General features: G+C 39.7%; 23 protein-coding genes and 1 tRNA gene. 15 read left to right on the top strand and 9 right to left on the bottom strand.

Features of this window, described 5'->3' with window-relative positions; all coding sequences use genetic code 11:
* Nucleotides 1-446 precede the first annotated feature (446 nt).
* Nucleotides 447-1,688 carry an ABC transporter permease gene (locus K7X70_RS07805; RefSeq protein ID WP_082461449.1) on the bottom strand — a complete coding sequence of 414 codons (1,242 nt, stop codon included), beginning with the start codon at nt 1,686-1,688 and terminating at the stop codon, nt 447-449.
* Between the two features lie 195 nt (nt 1,689-1,883).
* On the opposite strand from K7X70_RS07805, the gene queA reads away from it, so the two are divergent.
* Nucleotides 1,884-2,933 carry a tRNA preQ1(34) S-adenosylmethionine ribosyltransferase-isomerase QueA gene (queA, locus tag K7X70_RS07800; RefSeq protein ID WP_062547622.1) on the top strand — a complete coding sequence of 350 codons (1,050 nt, stop codon included), beginning with the start codon at nt 1,884-1,886 and terminating at the stop codon, nt 2,931-2,933.
* Between the two features lie 86 nt (nt 2,934-3,019).
* A complete protein-coding gene (locus K7X70_RS07795; protein WP_222536503.1) occupies nt 3,020-3,694 on the top strand; it encodes a 2-C-methyl-D-erythritol 4-phosphate cytidylyltransferase in 675 nt (224 codons plus the stop codon).
* A 44-nt stretch (nt 3,695-3,738) separates the two neighbouring features.
* Here K7X70_RS07795 and K7X70_RS07790 read toward each other — a convergent pair whose 3' ends face one another.
* The 6 genes from K7X70_RS07790 to K7X70_RS07765 form a co-directional block, all read right to left on the bottom strand.
* Nucleotides 3,739-3,900, bottom strand: a complete 162-nt coding sequence (locus K7X70_RS07790; protein WP_222536502.1) for a lmo0937 family membrane protein — start codon at nt 3,898-3,900, stop codon at nt 3,739-3,741.
* A gap of 154 nt (nt 3,901-4,054) precedes the next feature.
* Nucleotides 4,055-4,276 (bottom strand): DUF2795 domain-containing protein, encoded by a 222-nt coding sequence (locus tag K7X70_RS07785; RefSeq protein WP_008240955.1) that lies wholly within the window; start codon nt 4,274-4,276, stop codon nt 4,055-4,057.
* Between the two features lie 86 nt (nt 4,277-4,362).
* Complete coding sequence (locus K7X70_RS07780) at nt 4,363-4,911, bottom strand: cob(I)yrinic acid a,c-diamide adenosyltransferase (RefSeq protein ID WP_222536501.1); 549 nt, start codon at nt 4,909-4,911, stop codon at nt 4,363-4,365.
* Nucleotides 4,912-4,920: 9 nt separating this feature from the next.
* The gene (locus K7X70_RS07775; protein ID WP_062547619.1) at nt 4,921-5,679 is read right to left on the bottom strand and encodes an ABC transporter ATP-binding protein; all 759 of its coding nucleotides are present in this window, start codon (nt 5,677-5,679) and stop codon (nt 4,921-4,923) included.
* A 65-nt stretch (nt 5,680-5,744) separates the two neighbouring features.
* Nucleotides 5,745-6,035 carry an Asp-tRNA(Asn)/Glu-tRNA(Gln) amidotransferase subunit GatC gene (gene gatC / locus K7X70_RS07770; protein WP_222536500.1) on the bottom strand — a complete coding sequence of 97 codons (291 nt, stop codon included), beginning with the start codon at nt 6,033-6,035 and terminating at the stop codon, nt 5,745-5,747.
* Nucleotides 6,032-6,766: a lysophospholipid acyltransferase family protein gene (locus K7X70_RS07765; protein WP_222536499.1), complete on the bottom strand. Its 735-nt coding sequence runs from the start codon at nt 6,764-6,766 to the stop codon at nt 6,032-6,034. Before K7X70_RS07765 ends, gatC begins: the two co-directional genes overlap by 4 nt.
* 140 nt (nt 6,767-6,906) lie before the next feature.
* Here K7X70_RS07765 and trpS point away from each other — a divergent pair, with 140 nt between their 5' ends.
* The 10 genes from trpS (at nt 6,907) to K7X70_RS07715 (ending at nt 21,984) form a co-directional block, all read left to right on the top strand.
* On the top strand, nt 6,907-7,905 hold the full coding sequence (gene trpS, locus K7X70_RS07760; RefSeq protein ID WP_222536498.1) for a tryptophan--tRNA ligase: 999 nt from the start codon (nt 6,907-6,909) through the stop codon (nt 7,903-7,905).
* Nucleotides 7,906-7,955: 50 nt separating this feature from the next.
* Nucleotides 7,956-8,570: a deoxynucleoside kinase gene (locus K7X70_RS07755; protein WP_062547615.1), complete on the top strand. Its 615-nt coding sequence runs from the start codon at nt 7,956-7,958 to the stop codon at nt 8,568-8,570.
* 1 nt (nt 8,571) lies between these two features.
* Nucleotides 8,572-9,303 carry a 3-deoxy-manno-octulosonate cytidylyltransferase gene (gene kdsB / locus K7X70_RS07750; protein WP_222536497.1) on the top strand — a complete coding sequence of 244 codons (732 nt, stop codon included), beginning with the start codon at nt 8,572-8,574 and terminating at the stop codon, nt 9,301-9,303.
* A gap of 16 nt (nt 9,304-9,319) precedes the next feature.
* Nucleotides 9,320-9,868, top strand: a complete 549-nt coding sequence (locus K7X70_RS07745) for a hypothetical protein (RefSeq protein ID WP_222536496.1) — start codon at nt 9,320-9,322, stop codon at nt 9,866-9,868.
* Nucleotides 9,869-10,380: 512 nt separating this feature from the next.
* Complete coding sequence (locus K7X70_RS07740) at nt 10,381-13,161, top strand: outer membrane beta-barrel protein (RefSeq protein WP_222536495.1); 2,781 nt, start codon at nt 10,381-10,383, stop codon at nt 13,159-13,161.
* A 6-nt stretch (nt 13,162-13,167) separates the two neighbouring features.
* Nucleotides 13,168-13,914: a GLPGLI family protein gene (locus K7X70_RS07735; protein ID WP_222536494.1), complete on the top strand. Its 747-nt coding sequence runs from the start codon at nt 13,168-13,170 to the stop codon at nt 13,912-13,914.
* Nucleotides 13,915-14,072: 158 nt separating this feature from the next.
* Nucleotides 14,073-15,689: a CTP synthase gene (pyrG, locus tag K7X70_RS07730; protein WP_062547609.1), complete on the top strand. Its 1,617-nt coding sequence runs from the start codon at nt 14,073-14,075 to the stop codon at nt 15,687-15,689.
* A gap of 20 nt (nt 15,690-15,709) precedes the next feature.
* On the top strand, nt 15,710-17,509 hold the full coding sequence (yidC, locus tag K7X70_RS07725) for a membrane protein insertase YidC (protein WP_222536493.1): 1,800 nt from the start codon (nt 15,710-15,712) through the stop codon (nt 17,507-17,509).
* A 149-nt stretch (nt 17,510-17,658) separates the two neighbouring features.
* Nucleotides 17,659-20,505 (top strand): S9 family peptidase, encoded by a 2,847-nt coding sequence (locus K7X70_RS07720; RefSeq protein ID WP_255606973.1) that lies wholly within the window; start codon nt 17,659-17,661, stop codon nt 20,503-20,505.
* A 207-nt stretch (nt 20,506-20,712) separates the two neighbouring features.
* Complete coding sequence (locus tag K7X70_RS07715) at nt 20,713-21,984, top strand: nucleoside recognition domain-containing protein (protein WP_222536492.1); 1,272 nt, start codon at nt 20,713-20,715, stop codon at nt 21,982-21,984.
* 190 nt (nt 21,985-22,174) lie between these two features.
* Here K7X70_RS07715 and K7X70_RS07710 read toward each other — a convergent pair whose 3' ends face one another.
* On the bottom strand, nt 22,175-22,411 hold the full coding sequence (locus K7X70_RS07710; RefSeq protein ID WP_222536491.1) for a hypothetical protein: 237 nt from the start codon (nt 22,409-22,411) through the stop codon (nt 22,175-22,177).
* A gap of 176 nt (nt 22,412-22,587) precedes the next feature.
* On the opposite strand from K7X70_RS07710, the gene K7X70_RS07705 reads away from it, so the two are divergent.
* From K7X70_RS07705 to K7X70_RS07695, 3 genes are all read left to right on the top strand, one after another.
* A complete protein-coding gene (locus K7X70_RS07705; RefSeq protein WP_222536490.1) occupies nt 22,588-22,992 on the top strand; it encodes an OsmC family protein in 405 nt (134 codons plus the stop codon).
* A gap of 100 nt (nt 22,993-23,092) precedes the next feature.
* The gene (locus tag K7X70_RS07700; protein WP_222536489.1) at nt 23,093-24,463 is read left to right on the top strand and encodes an exonuclease domain-containing protein; all 1,371 of its coding nucleotides are present in this window, start codon (nt 23,093-23,095) and stop codon (nt 24,461-24,463) included.
* Nucleotides 24,464-24,686: 223 nt separating this feature from the next.
* Nucleotides 24,687-24,760: transfer RNA gene (locus K7X70_RS07695), tRNA-Arg, on the top strand.
* An 83-nt stretch (nt 24,761-24,843) separates the two neighbouring features.
* On the opposite strand, the gene K7X70_RS07690 is transcribed toward K7X70_RS07695, so the two are convergent.
* Nucleotides 24,844-25,149: a hypothetical protein gene (locus tag K7X70_RS07690; RefSeq protein WP_222536488.1), complete on the bottom strand. Its 306-nt coding sequence runs from the start codon at nt 25,147-25,149 to the stop codon at nt 24,844-24,846.
* Between the last annotated feature and the right edge of the window lie 134 nt (nt 25,150-25,283).

Raw genomic sequence — 25,283 nt, 5'->3', positions numbered from 1 at the left:
ACTACGTCTGACGGTTTTCTTTTCCTCATTTTTCATAATAAGTTGAGTTTGATGTCAACCTATTTTAGGACGGGGCAATTTGAATAAAAAAGCCGGTTTCTGCGTAGAAACCGGCTTTTTTTATGCTTTATAAAAAGTTTAAAGATGCTGTATTATGGAATAATAATTAAGTAAGCCAGAAAATACCCATCCGCTTTTCATCCCCGAATCTTTGCTGAAGGGCAAACCTTCGAATGTCTTCAAAGCTAGATGTCCATTTTTGGCAAAAAAGAAATTAACCTCATCTGCATCATGCTATTTAGTACAGCGAGTAAATATCCCGAAGTAACATGGCTGCAGTTCTCGAGTGACCTCGGAGAAGGCCTAGAAAGTTTTCCGCCCTTCAGCGGAAAAGGTTTCAGCCTTTGAGGAGTGTCCTCCTGAACTGCAGCGCGCACAAGTCCTATTTAGGAGCGAATTGCTTCAACTGGGTCCAACCTCGACGCCGAATACGCCGGCCAAAATCCAGAAATCACCCCAATCACCACCGAAATCGTAAATCCTAACACGATATTCTTCATAAACAAGGTCATTTCAAAACCTCCTGCAGTCAATCCAACCGTCAGCAAGTAAACCAGCAACAGTCCAAAAGCTCCTCCCAGCAAGCACAATGCAATCGCTTCAAACAGGAATTGGAGCAGAATAAAATAATTCTTTGCGCCCAGCGACTTCTGAATGCCGATAATATTGGTTCTTTCTTTCACGGATACAAACATAATATTGGCGATACCGAAACCTCCTACTAAGATGGAGAATCCACCGATTACCCAGCCTGCGATATCGACCACACCAAACATCTGATCTAGCTGATTTGATGCTATGGTACTTTTGTTCAGTGCAAAATCATCTTCCGCACCTGGTTTCGTTCTACGGATTGCTCTTAAGGCACCTCTGATCTCACTTTCCACTTCGTCCAGTGCCACATAAGATTTCCCTCTTACGGTAATTGTTGGATCATACCTGTCACTTTCGACATCCATAATCCCTTTGGCAAAATTGAGGGGCATCAGTACATTTTTGTCCTGCGACATCCCCATCATATCTTCTCCTTCTTTCTTAAATACGCCAACTACGGTTAGCCTTCTTCCCATGACAGAAATCGCTTTCCCTACGGCCTGGTCTCCATTGAAAAGTCCATCGGCAATATCGGCACCAATAATGACGACTGGCGCGCCAGATTTACCTTCATTTTCGGTAAAGTACCTTCCCTCTTGAAAATCGAGGTTCCATGTTTTATTAAAATCCTGCGATGCGGCCCTGATGGACCCCCCTTCTACGGAGTTACTTCTATATTTTATCGTTCTGGCATTGGCAGAAATCTCATAGGAAACTCCTTCTACATACTCCAGACGATCTCTAAGTCCTTCATAATCTCTCAATGAGGGTTCTGGTCTGTTCACATATTTCCACCATGGATAATCACCGAATCCACCCCAAGGCCATTTTTGTACGAATACCGTACTGGATCCTAATTTATCGATACTGGCTTGTAGCTTACCTCTAAGGGTATCTACTGCGGAGAAGACGAAGATAATGGTGAAGATACCGATGGTAATCCCCAATAAGGAAAGCATGGTACGCGTTTTATTTTGGCGTAGCGCATCTAGTGCAAACCGAAAACTTTCGCCTATTAGTCTGAGAATAATCATAATTAGGGTTTAGACCAAAAGTACCCAAAAAGGTTACATGGAAATCCTATATAATATAAAAAATACATAGCTTTCCTTAAAAACATTCCTTTTGGTTGTAGATTTAACAATTCAAGGACATACAGTGCGGATTATTTGTGGAAAAGAAAATTATATTTCGTAAATTTGCGCCCTTAATTATCACATCGAAAAAATATGAAGTTATCTCAATTTAAGTTTAATCTACCTGAATCATTAGTTGCCAATAATCCTTCAGAGCATAGGGACGAAGCCCGTTTAATGGTTTTGCATAAAGATAGTGGCAAAATTGAACATAAAATATTCAAGGATGTTTTAAGTTATTTTGACGATCAGGATGTCATGATTTTAAATAACACTAAAGTTTTTCCTGCGCGTTTATATGGCAATAAAGAAAAAACGGGTGCAACAATTGAAGTGTTTTTACTACGCGAACTGAACAAAGAGTTGCGTTTATGGGACGTTTTAGTAGATCCTGCACGTAAAATTCGTGTTGGAAACAAGTTATATTTCGGTGATGACGACTTATTAGTTGCTGAAGTAGTTGACAATACCACTTCTCGCGGACGTACCATCCGTTTCTTATTTGACGGAACTGACGAAGAGTTCAGAAAAAACATTGAAATTCTAGGAGAAACTCCACTTCCAAAATATATCAAGCGTAAAGCTACTGCTCAGGATAAAGAGCGTTACCAAACGATCTTCGCTAAGCATGAAGGTGCGGTTGCAGCTCCTACAGCTGGATTACACTTCAGCAGAGAGTTGATGAAACGCCTGGAATTGAAAGGCATCAACTTTGCGGAAGTAACTTTACACGTAGGCTTAGGTACTTTCAGATCGGTAGAAGTGGAAGACTTAACGAAACACAAAATGGATTCTGAGCAATTCATCATTGAGCAGAAAGATGCAGACATCGTGAACAAGGCGATTGAAGAAAAAAGAAGAATTTGTGCAGTAGGAACTACTTCTATGCGTGCCATTGAATCTGCTGTTTCTTCAGGAAGAATGTTAAAACCAGCAAATGACTGGACGAGTAAATTCATCTTCCCTCCTTATGATTTCAGCATTGCAAATTCAATGATTACCAATTTCCACACGCCTGAATCTACACTATTGATGATGGTAAGTGCCTTTGGTGGTTACGATTACGTAAGAAATGCTTATGAAGTAGCTTTAAAAGAAAAATATCGTTTCTACAGTTATGGAGATGCGATGTTGATCATCTAATAAAAAATACAGTGATTAAATAGGAGATTTTAAACCATTACGGTTTGGATCTCCTATTTTTGTTTAGCAGCAAATTTTCCAAACACATGAAATATTACGCAATTATAGTCGCAGGAGGTTCCGGATCGAGAATGCAGAGCGATATCGCGAAGCAGTTTTTGCTGCTGAATGGCAAACCGATCCTGATGCACACCCTGGAGGCTTTTGCGAACTCTGAATTGCAGCCCGAATTATTACTTGTTTTAAACATCCACCAGCACCAGTACTGGGAAGAACTCTGCAGGCGCCACAGCTTCAGCGTTAAGCATTCGGTCATCAAAGGTGGGGATCAGCGTTTTCATTCCGTTAAAAACGGTCTAAAGGCCATTAAAGGCAAAGGAATCGTAGCCATCCATGATGCAGTACGGCCTTTAGTCTCTGCCGATCTTATTTTACGTTCTTTTCATGCTGCAGAAGCGAATGGCAATGCAGTAGCGGCTGTAAAATCTACAGACTCTGTGCGCAGCATCAATATCGAAGGAAAAACGGAAGCATTGAACAGGGAAAACCTGCTGATGATCCAAACCCCGCAAACCTTTGCAGTAGAGCTCTTAAGGAAAGCATATCAGCAGCCTTTCAGAAATGAATTTACAGATGATGCTTCTGTCGTAGAGTATTCAGGCTACCCTATTCATGTGATTGAAGGCAGTCGTGAAAACATCAAGATCACCTATCCGGAAGACCTGGAGATCGCGTCTATTTTCATAAAGAAAGGCCTCTGATCATCTCAGAGGCCTCTAAATTATATTAAAAGAAATAAAAAGGATTAAGCGGCTCTGTTAATAATTTTCAAAATGATAGCGATCACGGCAATCACTAAAAGAACGTGGATCAAACCGCCTACATTCGGACCAAATCCTTGAAAAAAGAACCCGATTACCCATAATATCACTAATACTACTGCTACTAAATAAAGTAAATTTCCCATAACGTTTAATTTTAAGATGTGTGTTTTTTAGATGAAACTAATGTGGATGATTCATCATCCATGACATTACATAAACAATCATCATTCCAAAAAGATGCTGGCACAAAAAAAGGCCCCGAGTTTACAGGACCTTTACAGTAAAAAAAGTTAAAGACTAGTATTCGTCTTCGTTGAAGAAGAAGTCATCTTTAGTAGGATAATCTGGCCAAATTTCTTCGATGGTTTCGTATGGTTCCCCATCATCTTCCAAAGCTTGTAAATTTTCAATCACCTCTACTGGTGCGCCTGATCTTATCCCGTAATCAATTAATTCATCTTTTGTTGCAGGCCATGGAGCGTCTTCCAAATGCGATGCGAGTTCTAGTGTCCAATACATATTTCCTATCCTAATTAAGTTATTCTATTCGTTTCGCAAAAGTATAATAAAAAACATGAGCAAAACAAACTTTTTTTCAACCACTTTTAGAGCCTTGGAATCCAGATGTTTTCCGTTGCTTTTGCATCTAAATTCAGTTTTCGTGCCAAAACAAATAAATAATCGCTTAAACGGTTCAAATATATCGTCATTTTTTCGTCAACAAAGCTTTCTGAAGCCAAATGTACAGTTAAACGTTCAGCACGTCTGCATACACAACGCGCTAAGTGGCAATAGGAAACTACAGTTGTTCCGCCGGGCAGTATAAAATGTTTCAATTCTGGCAATACTTTGTGCATATTGTCCATCTCCTCTTCCAGTAAAGTAATGTCGGTATCGTGGAGATCCGGGATTTTCATCCTCGATTTTTCGGGATCAGCAGCGAGTGCCGCACCTACGGTGAACAACCTATCCTGGATTTCCTTCAGCACTTTTTGGTGATGAGGGTCAATATCCTGGCACATGATGAGTCCGATATAAGAGTTCAGCTCATCTACCGTTCCATAGCATTCGATGCGTAAATGGAACTTAGGCACGCGGGTTCCACCAATTAAGGAGGTCAAACCCTTATCGCCGGTTTTGGTATATATCTTCATATTGGAAAATTAACCAATTTTTTCGAAGTCGTCACCACTTTCCTCTAATTTCACGAGGCGTGGAGAAACTGTTTTGATATCGGTATTGAGGTAGTCATTTTCAATTAAACCATCACGCATCCTCACAATACGGTGGGCATGCTGCGCGATATCTTCCTCATGGGTAACGAGTATAATGGTATTTCCCTTACTGTGAATCTCTTCCAGCAGGCCCATAATTTCAACTGATGTTTTGGTATCTAAGTTACCTGTAGGCTCATCGGCAAGGATAATCGAAGGATTATTGATCAAAGCTCTTGCAACAGCCACCCTTTGTCGCTGACCACCTGAAAGCTCATTTGGTTTATGCGTTACCCGGTTTCCCAGGCCTACATTTTCCAATGCTTTATGTGCTCTTGCATCGCGTTCCTTCTTATTTGCACCTGAATAAATCAATGGCAAAGCCACATTATCCAGGGAAGTAGAGCGCGGCAACAGGTTAAAAGTCTGGAATACAAAACCGATTTCCTTGTTCCGAACTTCTGCAAGTTCATTTTCGGTCATCTGGCTGACGTTAATCCCATTCAATACATAAGTCCCTTTACTTGGGGTATCCAGGCAGCCTAAAATATTCATCAGCGTAGATTTTCCGGAACCAGAAGGCCCCATTAATGCTACAAATTCACCTTTTTGGATGTCCAATGAAACTGATTTTAAAGCATGGATCACTTCTGATCCGATCACGTATTTACGGCCTATATCTTTGATGTTGATTAACGCTTTTTCCATTGGTAGCTAAATTATTCGGGTTTTTGTTTTAGACGGCAAAGTACCTCGGAATGTTACATCCGGCTTTATTTTTCTAGGATTTTAGGCACCATAAAGAAGTTTTCATTGTGTTTCGCTGCATTTTTCAATCCATCGGCCACAGCAATCTCTTGTTTCACCACATCTTCCCGCCAAACATTTTCTTCTTCATTCATGTACACCAATGGCGCTACACCTTTGGTATCCAACTCATTGAGCTGCTCCATAAAGGTAAGGATCTTATTCATATCCCCCATCAGGCTATCCACTTCTTTCTCTTCTATGGCGATTCTGGCCAGGTCGGCCACTTTATATATCGTTTCTTTATCTATGGTCATGCGTTAAGCAGTTTACTATTTATTAAATTAAAGATGCGTTCTTTCAACTGATCGGCATCTGTTGGGGTTAAATCATGGGTGGTCACCGGCTGGTGGATGTAAATATCACAAATTCCGGGCGTACTACCATATTTTGATCCATCATCCCACATTTTTTTCCATACATCGGATAAACTTACCGGCACAATGGCTAGTTTCTTTTCTATAGCCAAACGGAACGGCCCGTTTTTAAAAGACTGCAGAACTGGTGGATAATGTAATCCGTCAATCCCACCTTCCGGAAAGATAATCAGGCTCCAACCCGCTTCTAGTCGCTCGCCCGCCTTTTTAAAAGCTCTGAAAGCAGAAATCTTACTGTCGCGGTTGACCGGAATATCAATCGTCTTAAAAAAGATTTTCAATACTGGGTTTTTCAACAAGGCATCCTTCCCCATAAAATGAAATTTCCCCTGAGCGAGGATACAAAAAATCATGATGTCCAGGTTGGAAGTATGGTTGGCGCAATAAATGTAAGTCTGATTTTTGTCTAAAGGCTGTTCAAAAGTAAAGCGAAAAAAGATCCCGGTGAGCCAGCTGCTGAGGAAACTATTGACTTTTCTCAGCTTGTTCAGTATCAGATAACCCTTCGGAGACTGTGCCGCAGCGAAGTAAAACGGATAAAACACCACCGAAAGCGACAAAATAACAAATATGGAATAGAGGCGATGGCTATGTTTTAAGAGGCGGATCATGGATTCAAAACTACTATTTTTTTAAAGAGCAGACCGCTAATATGCTCATTGCAATGTAAATTCATCGGTCATCCGGTTTATAAAAGATAAAAATGAAATTATACGCCTCCCCAATACCTGTTTTTTCTTAATTTCGTTGCATGAAAGAAACGGTAGTTAGCGGGATACGTCCTACAGGAAAATTACACCTGGGAAATTATTTTGGTGCGGTTAAAAACTTTGTGAAGATGCAATATGATTACAATTGCTACTTTTTCATTGCCGACCTTCATTCTTTAACCACACATCCAACTCCTGACGATCTTCATGGTTATGTAAAACATGTATTAGTAGAATATCTTGCTTGCGGAATTGATCCGGAAGAAACCACCATCTATATCCAGTCTGACGTTCCTGAAGTTGCAGAGTTGTATTTATACTTGAATATGAATGCCTATATGGGCGAATTGGAGCGCAGTGCTTCTTTTAAAGATAAAATCAGATCACAATCTGACAATGTGAACGCAGGTTTATTGACCTACCCAACCTTGATGGCTGCAGATATTCTGATCCACAAAGCGACTAAAGTTCCGGTAGGAAAGGATCAGGAACAACACCTGGAAATGACCCGTACTTTCGGAAATCGCTTCAACAGAATGTACAAAACAGACCTTTTCCCTGAACCTTTTGCTTTCAACTATTCGGAGAACTTGGTAAAAGTTCCAGGATTAGATGGAAAAGGAAAAATGAGTAAATCATCTGGCGACGGAAGTTGTATTTACCTTTCTGACAGCCCGGAGGTGATCCGTAAAAAGGTTTCCCGTGCAGTAACAGATGGTGGACCGACGGAAGACAATCAGCCAAAACCTGAAGCGATCCAAAACTTATTTGACCTGATGAAAATTGTTTCCCCGGCAGATACGATGGCGCATTTCGATGGTTTATATAACAAATGTGAGATTCGTTACGGTGATTTCAAAAAGCAGCTGGCAGAAGACATGATCGTATTCAATACGCCGATTCGTGAAAAAATTGAAGAACTTTCTAAAGACACTTCTTATTTACGTCAGGTAGCGAAACATGGTGCTTTAAAAGCCAGAGAAAGTGCACAAAAAACCATTAAAGAAGCGAGAGAACTGATCGGATTCAAATCCTTTTAGTCGATAAAATTAGATCATATAGCTACAAAAGCTAGATAAATTATTAAAATATGCATATAGCTATAGTTGGAAATATTGGTGCCGGTAAAACCACCTTAACAGGATTACTTGCCAAACATTATGGCTGGGAAGCTTTATATGAAGAGGTAGACGATAACCCTTATCTGGAAGATTTTTACAGCGACATGAAAAGATGGAGCTTTAACTTACAGATTTACTTTTTAAACAATCGTTTCCAGCAGATTGTGGATATTGAGAACAACAAACGCAATGTGATTCAAGATAGAACCATTTATGAGGATGCACATATTTTTGCGGAAAACCTTCATGAGATGGGCTTAATGACCACCAGAGATCACCACAATTACCGGGCGATATTTGAGAACATTACCTCATTTATTAAACCGCCAGACTTATTGGTTTACCTGCGTGCATCTGTCCCAACGCTGGTAAATAACATCCAGCGTCGTGGCCGTGAGTATGAAGCCAGTATTCGTATTGACTATTTATCGAAGCTAAATGAAAAATATGAAACCTGGATTAAGGATTACAATATGGGGAAATTGCTGATTCTTGATAAAAACAAGCTTGATTTCACGAATAATCCAGAAGATCTGGGCAGTATTATCCGGTCTATTGATGCAGAAATAAACGGTTTATTTTAAGATGAAGGTACTTGGAGTAATTCCAGCCCGCTTTGCTTCTACGCGTTTCCCCGGAAAGCCCTTAGTGGACATTCAGGGGAAAAGCATGATCCGCAGGGTATATGAGCAGGCGATTAAAGCGAAGGGGCTCGACAAAGTAGTCGTGGCCACGGATGATGAACGCATCGCCGAAGAACTGAAAAGTTTTGGTGGCGAGTACATCATGACCGGCACTCAGCACCAAAGCGGCACAGACAGATGTGCGGAAGTAGCCAGGCAATTACCTGGTTTTGAGGTACTCATCAACATACAGGGTGATGAACCTTTTATAGATCCGGCACAGATAGACTTATTGGTTTCCTGCTTTGCAAACCCGAACGTACAGCTGGCTACCCTCATCAAGGAAATCCATACAGAAACAGAATTATTTAACCATAATTTGCCAAAGGTGGTGTTGAATGCCCGCAAAGAAGCGGTGTATTTTAGTCGCCAGACCATTCCTTACCTGCGAAATGCAGAAAAAGAAAACTGGTTGCAGGCACATTTGTTTTATAAACATATTGGCATTTACGGCTACACAGCTACTGTATTACAGGAGATTACCGCACTCCCTCCTTCTTCCCTGGAAATTGCAGAAAGTTTGGAACAGCTGCGCTGGATAGAAAATGGCTATGCGATTCAAACCAGGGTAACCGACATTGAAACGATTGCCATTGACACTCCTGATGACCTGAAAAAGATATTGGGTGCTTAACCATTAATTTCCCCTTATGAAGAAACATTTTACCTATTTATTGTTAATTCTTGCCGTCTTCGCTGCCTGTAAAGGCAATAAGACAAAAGTTTCTGAGGACGATTTAAAGAAGAACCTGAAGGGCCATACGGTCTTAAAAGCATTCAGCGACACCTTATTGCTGGATACCTTCAAAGTGGTCTTAAAAGGGCAGAAACCTGCTGATATGATCATGAATTTCAGCATCACAGCTCATGATGGTGCAAAGATTTACCAAAAGGATTTTAAGGCAACTGAGCTGTTAAAAAATTATGCTTCTACGCTCGACCTTAAAAAGCAGGCGAAACAGCTGGAATTTATGCAGCAGGAGCTGAAATTATTTCTCGATGAGGAGAATTTTCTGGAACCTGCAGTGACAGAAAATGAGCATGCAGACGCAAATACCCCGGATAAAGATTTCTATAATGAATTAAAACGCAGCGGACTGAATGGATTTAAGTACCGTTTATCCAATGAAACGGAAGTTTATATCGCCTGGTCGGCGCAGAAAAAACAGGTTTTACCCTATTATAGCTGCTGCAAGTAAAATTAAACCAGCGCTCATATCCTCCTTAAAAAGGTCACAAAGCAAGAATATCAAATATTTTCATTCGCTTTATGAAAAAAGTTGAAAATTATATTGTGATTAAATTATATTTTGCATTATATTTAAATAATCAAAGCATACCTAATAAAGAAATAACAACCTAAAACCGCATATTCTAACCAAATATACTTTAACAAAAGTGCCCGGATTTTATTCGGGCCTTTTTTATGCCTAAAATTTCAGGCAGCCGCTATCCCCCTATCAAATCTGCAACAGGAAAGACACCAGGAACCAGTCCGCAACAATAATACCGTAAAGAGGGAAATGAGCAGTAGAAAGTCTGCTTCTAAATATCAAACACTGATGCGTTTAGCAGCAGCTCATCTTTTAAAAAATTAATTCTTAAAGCTTAGAGATTCAAAATACTTAAAAGAATATGATTAAAATTTAATAGAGACAAAAAAAATGTTGTTAGATTTAGGAAATCACCATGAGGAGATCGCTGGTAAATTATGCTGAAAAAACTTTTCACTTATATACTTTTCACTTTATTTTCATTTACCGCTTTTGCACAAAAATCTGTGATTAAAGGTTTAGTTGCTGATACTTTAGAAAAAAAGGTACTTGAGAATAGTGCAGTCCTGTTGATCAGGGCTACGGATTCTATATTGGTAAAAACAGCACGTACGGATATAAATGGTCGTTTCGAATGGGGAAATATTAAAGCTGGCAATTATCTGCTGCTGATCAGCTACCCAAAAATGGCGGATTACCTCCGTAACATCAGCATTGGCCCAGATAGTATTTTGAACCTCGGCCAGGTAAATATGGAGTTAAAATCCAAATTACTAAATGAAGTCGTGATTGCGGCCACTAAAAAAGCCATCAGAATGCGTGGAGATACCTTAGTTTTTCAGGCTGATAGTTTCGCAGTAAGAAACAATGCTAATGTCCAGGAATTACTCAAAAGGCTGCCGGGAATTGAAGTAGATAAAAATGGTGCGATAAAATCGCAGGGAAAAGAAGTCAAAACCGTACTTGTAGATGGCGACGAATTTTTTGGCGACGACCCCCTACTGGCTACCAAATACCTAAAAGCGAATGCCGTAGATGAAGTTCAGGTCTATGAACGGAAAAGCAAGACGGCAGAACTTACCGGAATTGACGACGGGATTAAGCAGAAGACGATCAACATCAAGCTGAAAGACAACGCTAAGAACGGCTATCTGACTACTTTGGATGCCAATGTCGGGAGTGATGCTTTTCAGGATTATGGAGGGATGATAGGCGCATTTAAGAGCAAATTGAAAATGGCCATTTTTGGCACCTATTCGACCCTCGACAATGACTCTAAGATCAACAATTCCATGCGTAAGCTCAAAGGAGAAGATTATGATCAGATTGAGATCGGAGACGATGGTAGTTCCATTATGTATTCTTCTGGTGGAGATGACGATGATGATTACTATTCTTCTACCGGAGGTCTGCCAAGCAACATCAACCTTGGCGCCCATTATTCCGATAAATTCTACAAGAATAAGATGGGTTTAAAGATGAATTTCAAAGTATTCAATAACCAGAATACCAACCATAAAACCTCCAACTCTCAGGAATTGCTGCCCTCTGGGCAAAAACTCGTGAGTACAGGTACTACAGATGACCATTCTAATGTAACCGGTGAAAATATCCGCGGGACTTATACCTATCATACCGATTCTTTATCTATCCTAAAGGTATCATTTGGCCTAAAAAAGAACAGAAGCTATAATGAATCCAAAAGTTTTAATGGCAGTAACAATGATCAGGGATTACCGATCAGTCAGAATTCACAATCCAACATTGGAAATGGGGCGACCGACCTTTTCAACGGGAACATCAACTGGTCCACAAAATTCAAGAAAAAAGGCAGGGTATTGTCAATAGATATTCAACCGGAAAGTCAAAACAGTTCAGGACTGGAAACCAGCTTCAACCATACCGAGTATTACGATGCCCTGGGCAATTGGAAAAACAGTGAAGACATCAACCTGATCAAAGACAATTCCGGCAAACAAAATTCTATTGGAACCCGGATCAGTTATGCGGAATTATTGACAAAACGCTGGTCTATGGAAGCCGGATATACCTTTAAAACCATTGCTTCCAGCAGTGACCGCTTAGTTTTTAATGCTGTAACTGGTGAACGTAAAAAAATTGACTCCCTGAGTAACAACTTTAAATTCATTAATTTCTCCAATATCGGGAAATTAATTTTTCAATATAAGGTGAAGGATCTATCTGTCTCCAGTGGCCTGGAAGCTACCCAAACCAACTTTGAACTGAAAGATTTAGACAAAGCCAGTAATTTCAAAAGAAGCTACCTGAACCTCTCTCCTCGAACCAATATCTATTATAGGATCAGCAACAATACAAGTATGGCGCTAAACTATAATGGTTTCACGCAGCAGCCCAGTATTGAACAGATCCAGCCTGTGACACAAATTAACAACCCTTTGTTTCAGGTGATTGGAAATTCAGGTTTAAGGCCCTCATTTACCAATAATTTTTCCGTTTCCTACAGTAGCTTCATGATGAACAGTGACCAGTTTATTTCTGGTTCTTTAAATTATGGATTTACCAATAATGCCATTGTAAATTCAGAAATCGTAGATGAATTTGCAAAACGCGTGACCAGCTTTATCAATTTAAACGGCAACAATTCCTGGAGTGGAAATATGTATTATTCAAAAGGCTTTTCAAAACTTCATTTCCGTATGGGCTTGGACCTGAGTTTTTACCGCTCAGGAAATGTCGCGAAAATCAATGGTGTACGCAATACCACTATTAATACTCAATACAATGCGAAAGGTTCTTTCAATTATTACACTTCCAAAGTAGACCTATCTTATTCTCCTTCCGCTTCTATCATGTATGGCACCTCCTCCATCGGAGGCTTCAACGATGGAAAGAGCATCACTCATAATCATGAATTCTCGGGAACCGTACAATTGCCTTACCGTTCAGAATTCAACAGTACACTTTCCATCTCCTTACGTCCGGCCAATTCTTCTTTTGAAACAGACCTGAACGTAGTCATCCTGAACAGCTATCTGGCTACGAAATTAGGAAAAAGTGAAGCCTTTGAGCTGAAACTGACTGCCACAGACATCCTCAATCAAAAAATTGGCTACAATCGGTTTGTGGGTGGAAACCTGATCTCTGAAAACACATTCAGCTATATTCCACGTTATGTATTGATTGGCATAAACTGGAATTTAAGTGGTAACTTTACTAAAGCCGGGGCTAATCCATAAACGATCATGAAACAATTGGCTTGTCTGTTACTTTTATCCATTTCTTTTACGCCGGTAAAGGCACAGCAACTTTTTGTGCCAAATGGCAGCATTATATTTGAAAAAAAGGTGAATTTGCAACGTCTGATGGAGAATTCGGCAATTTCTGAACGGATTAAAAAATATAAAACCAGCTTGTGGGAACTATCATTCGACAATTCAAAATCGCTCTTTCAGCCGGTAAAAAAACAGGAGGATGAGCCCGAGTTTTCTCTTTTTGGATTTAATGATAATTCAGAAAATGAACTTTATACAAACTATCACCAGGACAAGCGCGTGATTAAAAAGAGGATTCTTGGAGAGGATTACCTCTTAACCGATACTATTCCTAAAATGGAATGGAAAATTATGCACGAAATGCGCAATATTGCCGGTTATGATTGCAGAAAAGCCATTGGAGTGATGAATGACTCCGTTTATGTGGTTGCTTTTTACACAGATGACATTCTATTGAAAGGTGGCCCGGAAGGTTTTAGCGGCTTACCTGGAATGATCCTCGGACTAGCCATCCCCCGCTATTTCAGCACCTGGTTTGCCACAAAAGTAACGCCTTATGCTGAACAATCTTTAGCCATTACGCCTCCTGGAAGAGGTAAAAAGATAGTAACAGAGAAAGAATTCAACAAATTAATCGAAATATATTCCAGACACGATGAGCTGCTAAAACAAAAACCGGAACTGGTAAAAAAGCGGTTCTACGGTTTCACGCTTTAACATTATCAGCCATAAGCGCTTAGGTCTCGAATTTACAAGATCAACAATATTTCCACATTTAGCCCTTTAGCTTCCGTTTTATTTGCTAACTTTGTATCCCGTACAAAAACAATAAAAGTAGCCCTTAAAGCTGCCTTTATTTTCAGAAAATCACAAACATGACTAAGTATATTTTTGTTACGGGCGGTGTTACTTCCTCATTAGGTAAGGGCATCATCTCCGCTTCATTAGCCAAATTATTACAAGCAAGAGGTTACAGTGTAGCCATTCAAAAATTTGATCCGTATATCAACATTGATCCGGGAACGTTAAATCCTTATGAGCATGGCGAATGCTTTGTAACAGAAGATGGTGCGGAAACAGATCTTGACCTTGGTCATTATGAGCGTTTCTTAAACATTCCAACCTCACAGGCGAACAACATCACGACTGGAAGGATTTATCAAAATGTAATCAACAAAGAAAGACAAGGCGAGTATCTTGGAAAAACGGTTCAGGTAGTTCCACACATCACTGATGAGATCAAACGCAACATGCGCATCTTGGGTGATACTGGTAAGTACGACATCGTGATCACAGAACTTGGCGGTACTGTTGGTGATATTGAATCTTTACCTTTCATTGAAGCAGTACGTCAATTTAAATGGGAAGAAGGTGCGAACAATGCTATTGTAATTCACCTGACTTTGATTCCTTTCCTTGCTGCTGCAGGAGAATTGAAAACAAAACCAACACAACACTCGGTAAAAGCGTTATTGGAATATGGTATCCAGCCAGACATTTTGGTTTGTCGTACGGAACACCATATCAATATGGATATTCGTAAGAAAATCGCGTTGTTCTGTAATGTAAACATCAATGCAGTTGTGGAATCTATTGATGCTTCAACAATTTATGATGTGCCATTGCTGATGATGAAAGAGCAATTGGACAAAACGGTATTGAGCAAATTGAAGCTGGCGCAGAAAAATGAACCGGATATGGAAAGCTGGAAAGATTTCCTTGGTCGTTTGAAAAACCCGACTTCAGAAGTTAAAATCGGTCTGATTGGTAAATATGTAGAGCTTCCTGATGCTTACAAATCGATTATTGAATCTTTTGTACATGCAGGTGCTAAAAATGAGTGTAAAGTAAAAGTAGAATATATCCATTCTGAAGGTGTCTATGCAGACAATGCCAAAGAAAAATTAGCACACTTAGACGGTGTATTGGTTGCTCCTGGTTTTGGAAGCCGTGGTATTGAAGGAAAAATCGATGCGATTAAATATGTTCGTGAAAATGACGTTCCTTTCTTCGGGATCTGTTTAGGGATGCAGTGTGCAGTGATTGAATTCGGTAGAAATGTATTGGGATTAACCAATGCAAATACTGTTGAAATCGACGAAAACACAGAAAATCCAGTAATTAACATGATGGAAGACCAAAAAACGATCACCAATAAAGGAGGTACGATGCGTTTAGGTTCTTATCCATGTGACCTTAAAAAGGGAACAAAAGCTTATGCAGCTTATGGAAAAGTACACATCACTGAGCGTCACAGACATCGTTATGAGTTCAATAACGCCTACCTGGAGCAGTATGAAGCAGCAGGAATGATTGCTTCAGGCTTAAATCCTGACAGTCATTTAGTAGAAATTGTGGAGCTTAAAAACCATCCTTTCTTCGTTGGTGGACAATTTCATCCAGAATTAAAATCAACAGTTGCTAATCCTCACCCACTTTTTGTTAAATTTGTCGCCGCCGCGATGGAATTTGCGAAGAAGAAAATCAAATAATACGAGTTTAAATAACAATAATGGATAGAAATACGTTTACAGGCCTGTTCCTGATCATGATCGTTTTGGCCGGTTCTTTTTACTTTTTTGGTCCCAGTCAGACTGAAATCACCAAAGAAAAGGAAAGAATTGCCGCAGATTCTTTGAAAAAAGCTAATGCAGCCTCAAAAACCACTGCTCCTGCAATTGCAGCGGCAACACCAGCTGTGGATTCAGCAGCATTATCAGGACCATTTGGTGGCAGCATCGCAGGTACTCCTCAGACTACTGTTCTAGAGAATGAGAACTTAAAATTAACGTTAACCAATAAAGGTGGTAAGATCTTATCTGTACAGGTGAAAGATCAAAAAACTTACAATGGAAAACCAGTTATTTTATTTGACGGCGACCAGAATAAGTTTGGTCTAAAAATGAACATCAACGGTAAAGTATTAAATACTGATGATCTTTATTTTACACCAACAGTAACAGACAATAAAGTGAGCATGCGTGCCACTTATCAAGGTGATCAATACATTGAATATACTTACGATTTAAAACCTAAGTCGAACAATGTTGCTTTTAACATTAATCTGAATGGTTTAAACCAGGTGATCCAAACGGATTCTATCTCTTTAAACTGGTCTGCAACGTTATTAGAGCAGGAGAAATCTGCGAAGAAAGAAAAAGAACACTCTGCTCCTTTCTACAAATACACAAATGCAAGCCCAGATCATTTGAGCGTTGCTAAAGACCAGACTGAAGAATTGAAAAAAGGAAAAATCGAATGGTTCTCCTTCAAACAACAGTTTTTCTCTGCAGTCCTGATCTCTAAAGACGGTTTTGAAAGCGGTAAACTTGCCATCACAGATTCTACCAAACCAGGTGAAATCAAACGCTATGATGCAGACATGAAATTACGTTTCAGCCAGTCAGCTTCACAAAACTATGCGATGGATTTCTACTTCGGTACCAATAAGTTCTCTACGCTAAAAGCACAAGGGCACGAAATTGAGAAATTAGTAGATATGGGTTACTGGCCATTGAAATACATCAACAGATTTGTGGTATTGCCGGTATTTAAATTCTTGGAAGGTTTTGGATGGAACTATGGCCTGATCATTTTGATCCTGACGATCCTTCTTAAAGTTGCTATGTCTCCGCTGACGTATAAATCATACATCTCTATGGCTAAGATGAGAATTCTTAAACCAGAAATGGATGTGATTAAAGCCAAAGTAGGCGAAGATAACCCAACACTTTTACAACAGGAATACCTGAAATTGTATAAGCAGGTAGGCGTAAACCCATTGGGGGGCTGTTTACCAATGTTACTGCAATTGCCTTTTGTAATGGCCTTCTTCTTCTTCTTCCCGAACTTGTTTGAGTTAAGAGGAGAAAGCTTCTTATGGATGAAAGATCTTTCCACTTATGATGATTTCATCAAATTTGGTTTCACTATTCCATTTATCGGAGATCACTTGAGTTTAATGTGTGTATTGATGACGATTTCGACCTTGATCTACACTTATTTCAATAACCAGATTTCTGGTGCAACAGGTCAGATGAAGTATATTGGTTACATCATGCCAATCATTTTCTTAGGGGTATTGAATAGCTATCCATCAGGATTAAACTATTACTACTTCCTGGCGAATATGCTGACATTTGCACAGCAGTTCATGATTAAATCTATGGTTGATGATGAGAAGATTCACCGTACTTTACAAGAGAACAAAACAAAACCTGTAGAGAATAAAAAGAAATCTAAATTCCAAACGAGATTAGACGACTATATGCGTTCGCAACAACAAGCGGCAGCACAGGCAAAGAAAAAATAGTCTTATTTTAAGACGTTCAAAAAGCACCTTTCGGGTGCTTTTTGCATTTAAGGCGGTTTTTTTTGTAATAATTTGGTGCACATTGCGGATATAGGACGAAAAAAGCAGAAATTTAAAGCTGAAGAAATAAACAAGTAAAAACAGTCTTTATGATGCATAAAAAACTCACACTAATGTTCTTGTTAATGGCCAGTGCAGCGTATGCGCAGAAAAAGCCATTAGATCATAGTGTTTATGATACCTGGGAATCTGTGGGATCGAAACAACTCAGTAACAATGGCACCTGGGCCATGTATGGGATCAACCAGCAAGAAGGTGATGCCAATCTATACCTCAATAACCTGGTCAACCTGGCCAAATTAAAAGTCAATCGTGGTACAAATGCACAGTTCAGTGCAGATTCAAAATATGCAGTATTTGCCATCAAACCATTTCAAAAGGACATTCGTCAGGCAAAAATTAAAAAGAAAAAAGCAGATGACCAGCCTAAAGACAGTTTGGGAATCGTCAACTTAACCAGCATGGCGATATCAAAAGTCGCACGTGTAAAGTCCTATAAAATGCCAGAGAAAGCGGCTGGATTTTTAGCTTATCAACTCGAAAAACCGATCGATACCGCCAAGAAAACACCTTCGCCTGCTGCTACCGACAAGAAGAAAGACAATGAAGATTTTTTTGCTGAAGACGATGCAGCAGCTTCCGGAAAAACCGAAGGCACAGACCTGATCTTTAAAAACCTGAATACGGGTGTAGAACGTACGTTTAAGTATGTGAGCGAGTATGCCTTCAGCAAAAACGGAAAACAATTTATCTTTGCCTGTACTGGCGCCAAAAAAGACAAAACCGCAGCAGTAGGTGTGTTTGTTTTGAATACAGAAAAAGGAACGCTGAAAACATTGGTCAAAGGAAAAGGTACTTTCAAAAACTTTGCTTTTGATGAGGATGGGGCGTATTTAGCTTTTGTAGGAGAACAAAGTCCGGAGAAAACGGAGCTGAAAGAATTCAATGTATACTACAACTCGCTTTCTTTAGATACTGCGCAGATTCTGGTAGACAATGCCATTCCTGGTATGCCTAAAAAATGGGCAGTAAGCGGTGATTCACGCGTTAATTTTAGCAAGGATGGCACGAAATTATTCTTCGGCATTGCTCCTGTGAAAACACCAAAAGATACGACTTTGGTAGATTTTGAAAATGCAAAACTAGACATCTGGGGGTATAAAGACGATTACCTGCAGCCAATGCAGCTGAAAAATGCAGACAAAGAAGCCAAAAGAACTTACCTCTCTGCCATTGAAATCTTCAACAGCGACCCGAAAATTGTTCCGCTAGCAGATGTGAAGTTACCCGACGCAGTAGTCATGGATGAAGGAAATGCGCCTTTCGCATTGGCCTCTACAGATTTTGGCAATAGAGTGCAGCAGCAATGGACTGCAAGTACCATCAAAGATTACTACCTGGTAGACGTAAAAACTGGCGCCAGGAAGAAGATTATGGAAGGACTTTCAGGCTCTGCTATGGCTTCTCCAGGAGGGAAATATGTGCTTTTCTTTGATAAGAAAACAGGCAATTATTCTACTTACCAGGTGGCTACCGGAAAGGTAACGCCATTAAATAATGGTTTGGCCGTTAAACTGGTTGATGAAGAAAATGATGTTCCTGACAGCCCTTCTGCGTATGGTGTAGCCGCGTGGACAGAAGATGACAAGACCGTTTTAATCTACGACAGATATGACATCTGGGAGTTCTCTCCTGAAGGAAAAACCCCTGCAAAAAACTTAACTAATGGTTTTGGCAGACAGAATAAGCTGACTTTCCGTTACCAGAAGCTAGATCCGGAAAGCCGTTTCCTTGGAAAAAAGCAGCACATTTTAATGGATGCTTTCAACAATACGACCAAAGAAAATGGTTTCTATAAAACGAATGTTGGCGATCAGAAAAACCCGGAACTGATCGTGATGGACAAATACAAGTACTCTGATTTAGCAAAAGCTAAGGATGCAGAAATGTATATCTACGACAAAGGAAACTATGTCCTTTCTCCGAATGTCTATGTTTCAAAAGACTTGAAAACAGAGATAAAATTGAGTAACACCAATCCTCAACAGCAAAACTACAATTGGGGAACCGCTGAATTGGTAAAATGGGATACCCCTAAAGGCTTTAAATCAGAAGGTATTTTATATAAACCGGAAAACTTCGATCCGACCAAAAAGTATCCGATGATCGTATATTTCTATGAGAAACTTTCTGATGGACTTTATGCTTATCAGCCGCCCGCTCCTACGCCATCGAGGTTAAACATTCCTTTTTTCGTGAGTAATGGCTACCTGGTATTTGCACCAGACATCTCTTATGAAACTGGTTATCCTGGAAAATCTGCAGAAGAATATATCAATTCCGGTGTAGAAGCCCTGAAGAAAAACGCTTGGGTAGATGGCAGTAAAATTGGTATCCAGGGACAAAGCTGGGGTGGTTATCAGGTAGCACACCTGATTACACGTACCAATATGTATGCTGCAGCATGGGCTGGTGCGCCAGTTGCGAACATGACTTCTGCCTATGGCGGCATGCGTTGGGAAAGTGGCATGAACAGACAGTTCCAATATGAGAAGACACAAAGTAGAATCGGTGCTACTCTTTGGGAGAAACCAGATTTGTATATCGAGAACTCTCCTTTATTTTTCTTACCAAAGGTAAACACGCCTTTAGTGATCATGGCAAATGATGCGGATGGTGCCGTACCATGGTACCAGGGAATTGAGCTGTTTAGTGGCTTGAGACGCCTTGGAAAACCGGTATGGATGCTCAATTACAACGGTGAAGCACACAACCTGGTGCAGCGTCAGAATAGAAAAGACATTCAGATCAGAGAACAGCAGTTTTTCGATTATTATCTGAAAGGTGCTAAAGCACCAGCATGGATGACCTCAGGAATCCCTGCTACAGAAAAAGGAAAAACATGGGGCTTTGAGCTAACAGATGATAAGCCCTAATGATCATTAAAGATTGATCATTATCAATTAATTTTAGTATCAAAACGGCCGTATCCCTTCATTGAGGATGCGGCCGTTTCTGTTTACTTGAGCGGCAGATTTCTATCATCCACATTTTTATCCTTATCCAACGATAATTATTAGTGCTTAACACCCGATTATTAGAATCAAAACTATAAATTTAACGCTTCAACTAATTTTGTTTTAATGGCCCTAAGTAGGATCTGGTCTGCATTCATTATCATCGCGATTGCAGTAGCCAGTTTTAAGTGTTTCTTTCTTGGAGAAACAGAAATTTTCAACCTCATGATCATTGGAAAAGCCAGTGATGCAGGTAACGTATTGAAGGTAGATGGCATCATCGAGACCTGCTGGACTGCAGTCAATATCTGCTTAAAGCTGATCGGAATTATGGCTTTATTTATGGGCTTTATGAGCATTGCAGAAAAAGCCGGAGGCATCCGTTTGTTGTCGAGAATCATTAGCCCTTTCTTCTCCAAGCTTTTCCCGGATGTTCCTAAAGGTCACCCGGCAACAGGCCACATGGTGATGAACTTTTCCGCAAACTTATTAGGGCTAGACAATGCAGCTACCCCTTTCGGACTAAAAACAATGGAAAGTCTGCAGGAACTGAATCCCAATAAAGACACAGCTTCCAATGCGCAGATCATGTTTCTTTGTTTACATGCTTCCGGACTAACCTTAATCCCGGTCAGCATTATCGCAGTACGTGCTTCTTTAAATTCAGCAAATCCAACAGATATATTTATCCCTTGCATGATTGCTACTTTTGTAGCCACCATGGCCGCCATGTTTATCGTTTCGTTTAAGCAAAAGATCAATATTTTTCAGCCGGTGATCATGGCCTGGGTATTGGGATTGTCTTCCATTATCGGATTATTAGTGCTTTACCTCACCAGTTTAACTACTGCCGGATTGCAGGAGTTTTCAGGAATTCTAAGCAACGGATTGTTATTATTGATCTTTTTATTGATCGTATTGGGTGGTTTATATAAAAACATCAACGTTTATGATGCTTTTGTAGAAGGTGCTAAAGGTGGTTTTGATACCGCAATCCGAATTATTCCTTATTTAGTGGGGATGTTGGTTGCCATCAGTTTATTACGTACCAGCGGTACATTTGACATGGTCATCAACGGATTAAAACATGTGTGCACAGCTTTAGGCATGGATTCCCGTTTTATTGATGGTATTCCCACCGCACTCATCAGACCGCTGAGTGGAAGTGGTGCCAGAGGGATGATGATAGATACCATGACTGCTCATGGACCAGACTCCTTTGCTGGTAGATTATCCAGCATTCTGCAAGGTTCTTCAGACACTACATTTTACGTGATCGCCGTTTATTTTGGCTCGGTTAGCGTAACCAATACGCGATATGCAATCGGTGCAATGTTACTGGCAGATTTAGTAGGCGTATGTACTGCGATCGGCTTATGCTATATGTTCTTTGGATAATATCAGCGCTTAAAATATTGTTGTTTATAAATAAAAGAAGCCGTGGCAGGATTATAAGTTACTGCCACTTGCGCCATAAATACCGACAATACTAAAAAACGACAAAAAGACTCAATATTCCGACAAGACATTATCACATTTGATGCCTTCGTATTAAGAATAAAGGGAAATAAAAAATATTTATAGAAATTTAACCTAGCTTACTGAGGGTTAATCGGTTAATAATTTGCTCCAGGATTTTTGGTTCAACGCTGGTATGTCTGGAAGATCTCCAGGTGCTGGTAGCATCTAACCACACGCAAAAGGAATGATATCCATCTAATACTACTGCATAAGTTTCATGAAAATCGTCTTGAATCTGCATGCAAAAACCATTCACAGACTTGCCCTGAACATCAAACTGAAAGTTGAGATAATTGCTTAGCATATTTATAGTGGTTAGGTGACATATAACAAATCTAACTTTGAAATGTTTAGCTAATCTTAAGTAATTGATATGATATTGTAAAAACTTTGCACTATTTATGGCTGCATCACAAACGTTTCAAACATTGAGTTGTTGCAATACACATATATCCTATATTTATACCTTATTCACCCAATATGTCAGCAAACAAAATCACTGCAATTACAGAATTAGACCACTCACATTACAAAACAAAAATATATTCCGATGGACATTTCATCTATGCAGATGAGCCGGAGGAAGTAGGAGGAACAAATGAAGGGATGGCACCGGGTGCTTTATTACTAGCAAGTCTGGGCAGCTGTACCGCCATTACGATCCGGATGTATGCCGATCGCAAAAAGATGAATTTAGAAAGCATCAAAGTAGAATTGGCGATATGCAATGAAGACGAAATGAGTAAAGAAACTAGGATCAGCAAAAAAATAACGTTCACCGGAACTTTATCTGCTCAAGAGCAGGACAGGCTGATGCAAATTGCAGATAAATGCCCGATTCATAAAATTCTTAGTAATCCGATCAAAATCGAAACCAGCTTTTAAACATTAATTTCTTCTGATCGAGTCATTTATTTGAATTATTTGATAATATACTAAAATTATTAGCATATTTACGGATTAAAATTACTCTTTTAAAGAAACTATGCTGTACGCTGTTGTAGATATAGAAACCACTGGCGGTCATGCTGCAGGAAATGGAATTACGGAAATTTCAATCCTGGTGCATGACGGCGTTTCTGTGGTAGATTCGTATGAAACACTGATCAATCCTGGACAATATATTCCAGCTCATATTGAAGCCTTAACCGGCATTAGTAATGATATGGTTGAAGATTCTCCGATGTTTCATGAAGTAGCTGAGCAGATTTATAACCTGCTGCAGGATAAAATATTTGTGGCCCACAATGTGAATTTTGACTTTTCTTTTATCAAGCATAACCTCTCTGTTGCTGGTTATGACCTGCAATGCAAAAAATTATGTACGGTAAGATTGAGTCGTAAAATCATCCCTGGACATGCCTCTTATAGCCTTGGAAAATTGTGTGCTGCATTAAAGATTTCCCTGAATAACCGCCACAGGGCTGGTGGCGATGCCGCAGCCACGGCAGAATTATTAAGCCTTTTACTGGCCAATGACTCGGAAGGAATTATCCCGGCCTCCTTAAAAATCGGTTCTAAAGAACAGGCACTCCCTCCTAACCTACCTAAATCCCAGATAGATCGACTTCCTTTATGTCCTGGGGTTTATTACTTTAAAGATCAAAAAGGAAAAGTAATTTATATCGGGAAAGCTAAAAGCCTGAAGAAAAGAGTGTGCTCCCATTTCACGGGAAACAGCACAGCAAAGCAACGTCAGAACTTTCTAAAAGACATCTACACCGTAGATTTTGAGGTTTGCGGCACAGAACTGATGGCCTTTATCCTGGAAGCAACAGAGATCAAAAGACTATGGCCGGAAAACAACCGTGCCATGAAACGCTATGAGCAGAAATATGCACTCTACGCTTTTGAAGATCAAAAAGGATACCTGAGGTTAGGGCTGGATACTTTCAAGAAAAACATGCCGGTTTTGTATAGCTTCAATACCATTTTGGAAGGACATCATGTACTGAAAATTCTCATCAAAGATCATTTTCTATGTGAGAAGCTCTGCTATATCCAAAGCAAAAGACTGGCCTGTACAGGTCATGAAGAAGGAAATTGCAGTGGTGCCTGCCTGGGCAAAGAATCAGCACCAGCTTATAATGTGCGTGTAAAATATGCAATAGAACAGTTGAAAACCATGCTGCCGAGCTTTGCAATTTTAGACACCGGAAGAACAGAAGATGAACAAAGCTGCATCCTCGTGGAACAAGGAAAATTATACGGCATGGGTTATATTTCTCCGTATACCGATGTAAATGAGCCTGGAATGCTAAAATCAGCTTTGCAGCCTTTCCCTTCCAATGATTACATTATGCACCTGATTCTAAACCATACAGAACTGTATCCGCAGAAAAGGATTTCAATATAAGAACCTAATGTGCAGGACATTAACAATCAGAATAATACTTTAATCTTTATTTAAAGTAAATACTGGACGCTGATCTCCAGTTTATGTTTATTTGATTTGCTTTTTTTTTCACATTGTATCGTGCTTAAAAGCAGGCAAATGCGCATTAGAGGCGATAAAAATGCAAATTAGATTTGTAGATGTTCATTTTTACTCCTACATTTGTCGCACCAACAAGGTAAATGCATCCATAGCTCAGCTGGATAGAGCAACGGTTTTCTAAACCGTAGGTCATAGGTTCGAATCCTATTGGGTGTACAAGATTTATTTCTTAATTAAAGGCGACGTTGCTCCAGACGTCGTCTTTTTTTTATTTAAAGGCTATCCTATACAACTATCCTTTAGTAACTCGGCTCTGTAGAAAGCAGATTTTGATTGATAGACTTGATCAATTGATCATTAAAAGCCGGAGTATTCAGGTCTTTCAAGGGCACATCCATATTCAGGTACTTACCATAAAAGCTTTTCACCAGTAATTTAACCTGATCAGGACGATCATCAGTATGTCCACCCGCTTTATCGGAGTACTTATCAATATGGCATACATAAAGGTAATGGTTGCCATTGTATTCAAAACTTTTAATCTTGGAATCCAATTTATTTGGATCGACTTCTAAATGCAGTTCGGTCTGTTCTATTTTTTGCATTACTGATGGATAAGTATGATCTATTACCGCCAATTTACATATTCTATTCCAGAGCAAGGCCTCTAAAAAAGAATACTAGGCAGGATCGGTTTTCATCTTACGTTAACCTGACAAAAAAACGCTTCTTTTAAAGG

The organism is Pedobacter polysacchareus (assembly GCF_019802255.1).
In the GTDB taxonomy this organism is placed as follows: domain Bacteria; phylum Bacteroidota; class Bacteroidia; order Sphingobacteriales; family Sphingobacteriaceae; genus Pedobacter; species Pedobacter polysacchareus.
The sequence above is the reverse complement of the archived record's forward strand: the minus strand, read 5'-3'. Positions and strand labels throughout refer to the sequence as shown.

Bases quoted from the DNA above. Each gene is read 5' to 3' on its own strand.
- K7X70_RS07805 (WP_082461449.1), bottom strand. From the start codon at position 1,688: ATGATTATTCTCAGACTAATAGGCGAAAGTTTTCGGTTTGCACTAGAT.
- queA (WP_062547622.1), top strand. From the start codon at position 1,884: ATGAAGTTATCTCAATTTAAGTTTAATCTACCTGAATCATTAGTTGCC.
- K7X70_RS07795 (WP_222536503.1), top strand. From the start codon at position 3,020: ATGAAATATTACGCAATTATAGTCGCAGGAGGTTCCGGATCGAGAATG.
- K7X70_RS07790 (WP_222536502.1), bottom strand. From the start codon at position 3,900: ATGGGAAATTTACTTTATTTAGTAGCAGTAGTATTAGTGATATTATGG.
- K7X70_RS07785 (WP_008240955.1), bottom strand. From the start codon at position 4,276: ATGTATTGGACACTAGAACTCGCATCGCATTTGGAAGACGCTCCATGG.
- K7X70_RS07780 (WP_222536501.1), bottom strand. From the start codon at position 4,911: ATGAAGATATATACCAAAACCGGCGATAAGGGTTTGACCTCCTTAATT.
- K7X70_RS07775 (WP_062547619.1), bottom strand. From the start codon at position 5,679: ATGGAAAAAGCGTTAATCAACATCAAAGATATAGGCCGTAAATACGTG.
- gatC (WP_222536500.1), bottom strand. From the start codon at position 6,035: ATGACCATAGATAAAGAAACGATATATAAAGTGGCCGACCTGGCCAGA.
- K7X70_RS07765 (WP_222536499.1), bottom strand. From the start codon at position 6,766: ATGATCCGCCTCTTAAAACATAGCCATCGCCTCTATTCCATATTTGTT.
- trpS (WP_222536498.1), top strand. From the start codon at position 6,907: ATGAAAGAAACGGTAGTTAGCGGGATACGTCCTACAGGAAAATTACAC.
- K7X70_RS07755 (WP_062547615.1), top strand. From the start codon at position 7,956: ATGCATATAGCTATAGTTGGAAATATTGGTGCCGGTAAAACCACCTTA.
- kdsB (WP_222536497.1), top strand. From the start codon at position 8,572: ATGAAGGTACTTGGAGTAATTCCAGCCCGCTTTGCTTCTACGCGTTTC.
- K7X70_RS07745 (WP_222536496.1), top strand. From the start codon at position 9,320: ATGAAGAAACATTTTACCTATTTATTGTTAATTCTTGCCGTCTTCGCT.
- K7X70_RS07740 (WP_222536495.1), top strand. From the start codon at position 10,381: ATGCTGAAAAAACTTTTCACTTATATACTTTTCACTTTATTTTCATTT.
- K7X70_RS07735 (WP_222536494.1), top strand. From the start codon at position 13,168: ATGAAACAATTGGCTTGTCTGTTACTTTTATCCATTTCTTTTACGCCG.
- pyrG (WP_062547609.1), top strand. From the start codon at position 14,073: ATGACTAAGTATATTTTTGTTACGGGCGGTGTTACTTCCTCATTAGGT.
- yidC (WP_222536493.1), top strand. From the start codon at position 15,710: ATGGATAGAAATACGTTTACAGGCCTGTTCCTGATCATGATCGTTTTG.
- K7X70_RS07720 (WP_255606973.1), top strand. From the start codon at position 17,659: ATGATGCATAAAAAACTCACACTAATGTTCTTGTTAATGGCCAGTGCA.
- K7X70_RS07715 (WP_222536492.1), top strand. From the start codon at position 20,713: ATGGCCCTAAGTAGGATCTGGTCTGCATTCATTATCATCGCGATTGCA.
- K7X70_RS07710 (WP_222536491.1), bottom strand. From the start codon at position 22,411: ATGCTAAGCAATTATCTCAACTTTCAGTTTGATGTTCAGGGCAAGTCT.
- K7X70_RS07705 (WP_222536490.1), top strand. From the start codon at position 22,588: ATGTCAGCAAACAAAATCACTGCAATTACAGAATTAGACCACTCACAT.
- K7X70_RS07700 (WP_222536489.1), top strand. From the start codon at position 23,093: ATGCTGTACGCTGTTGTAGATATAGAAACCACTGGCGGTCATGCTGCA.
- K7X70_RS07690 (WP_222536488.1), bottom strand. From the start codon at position 25,149: ATGCAAAAAATAGAACAGACCGAACTGCATTTAGAAGTCGATCCAAAT.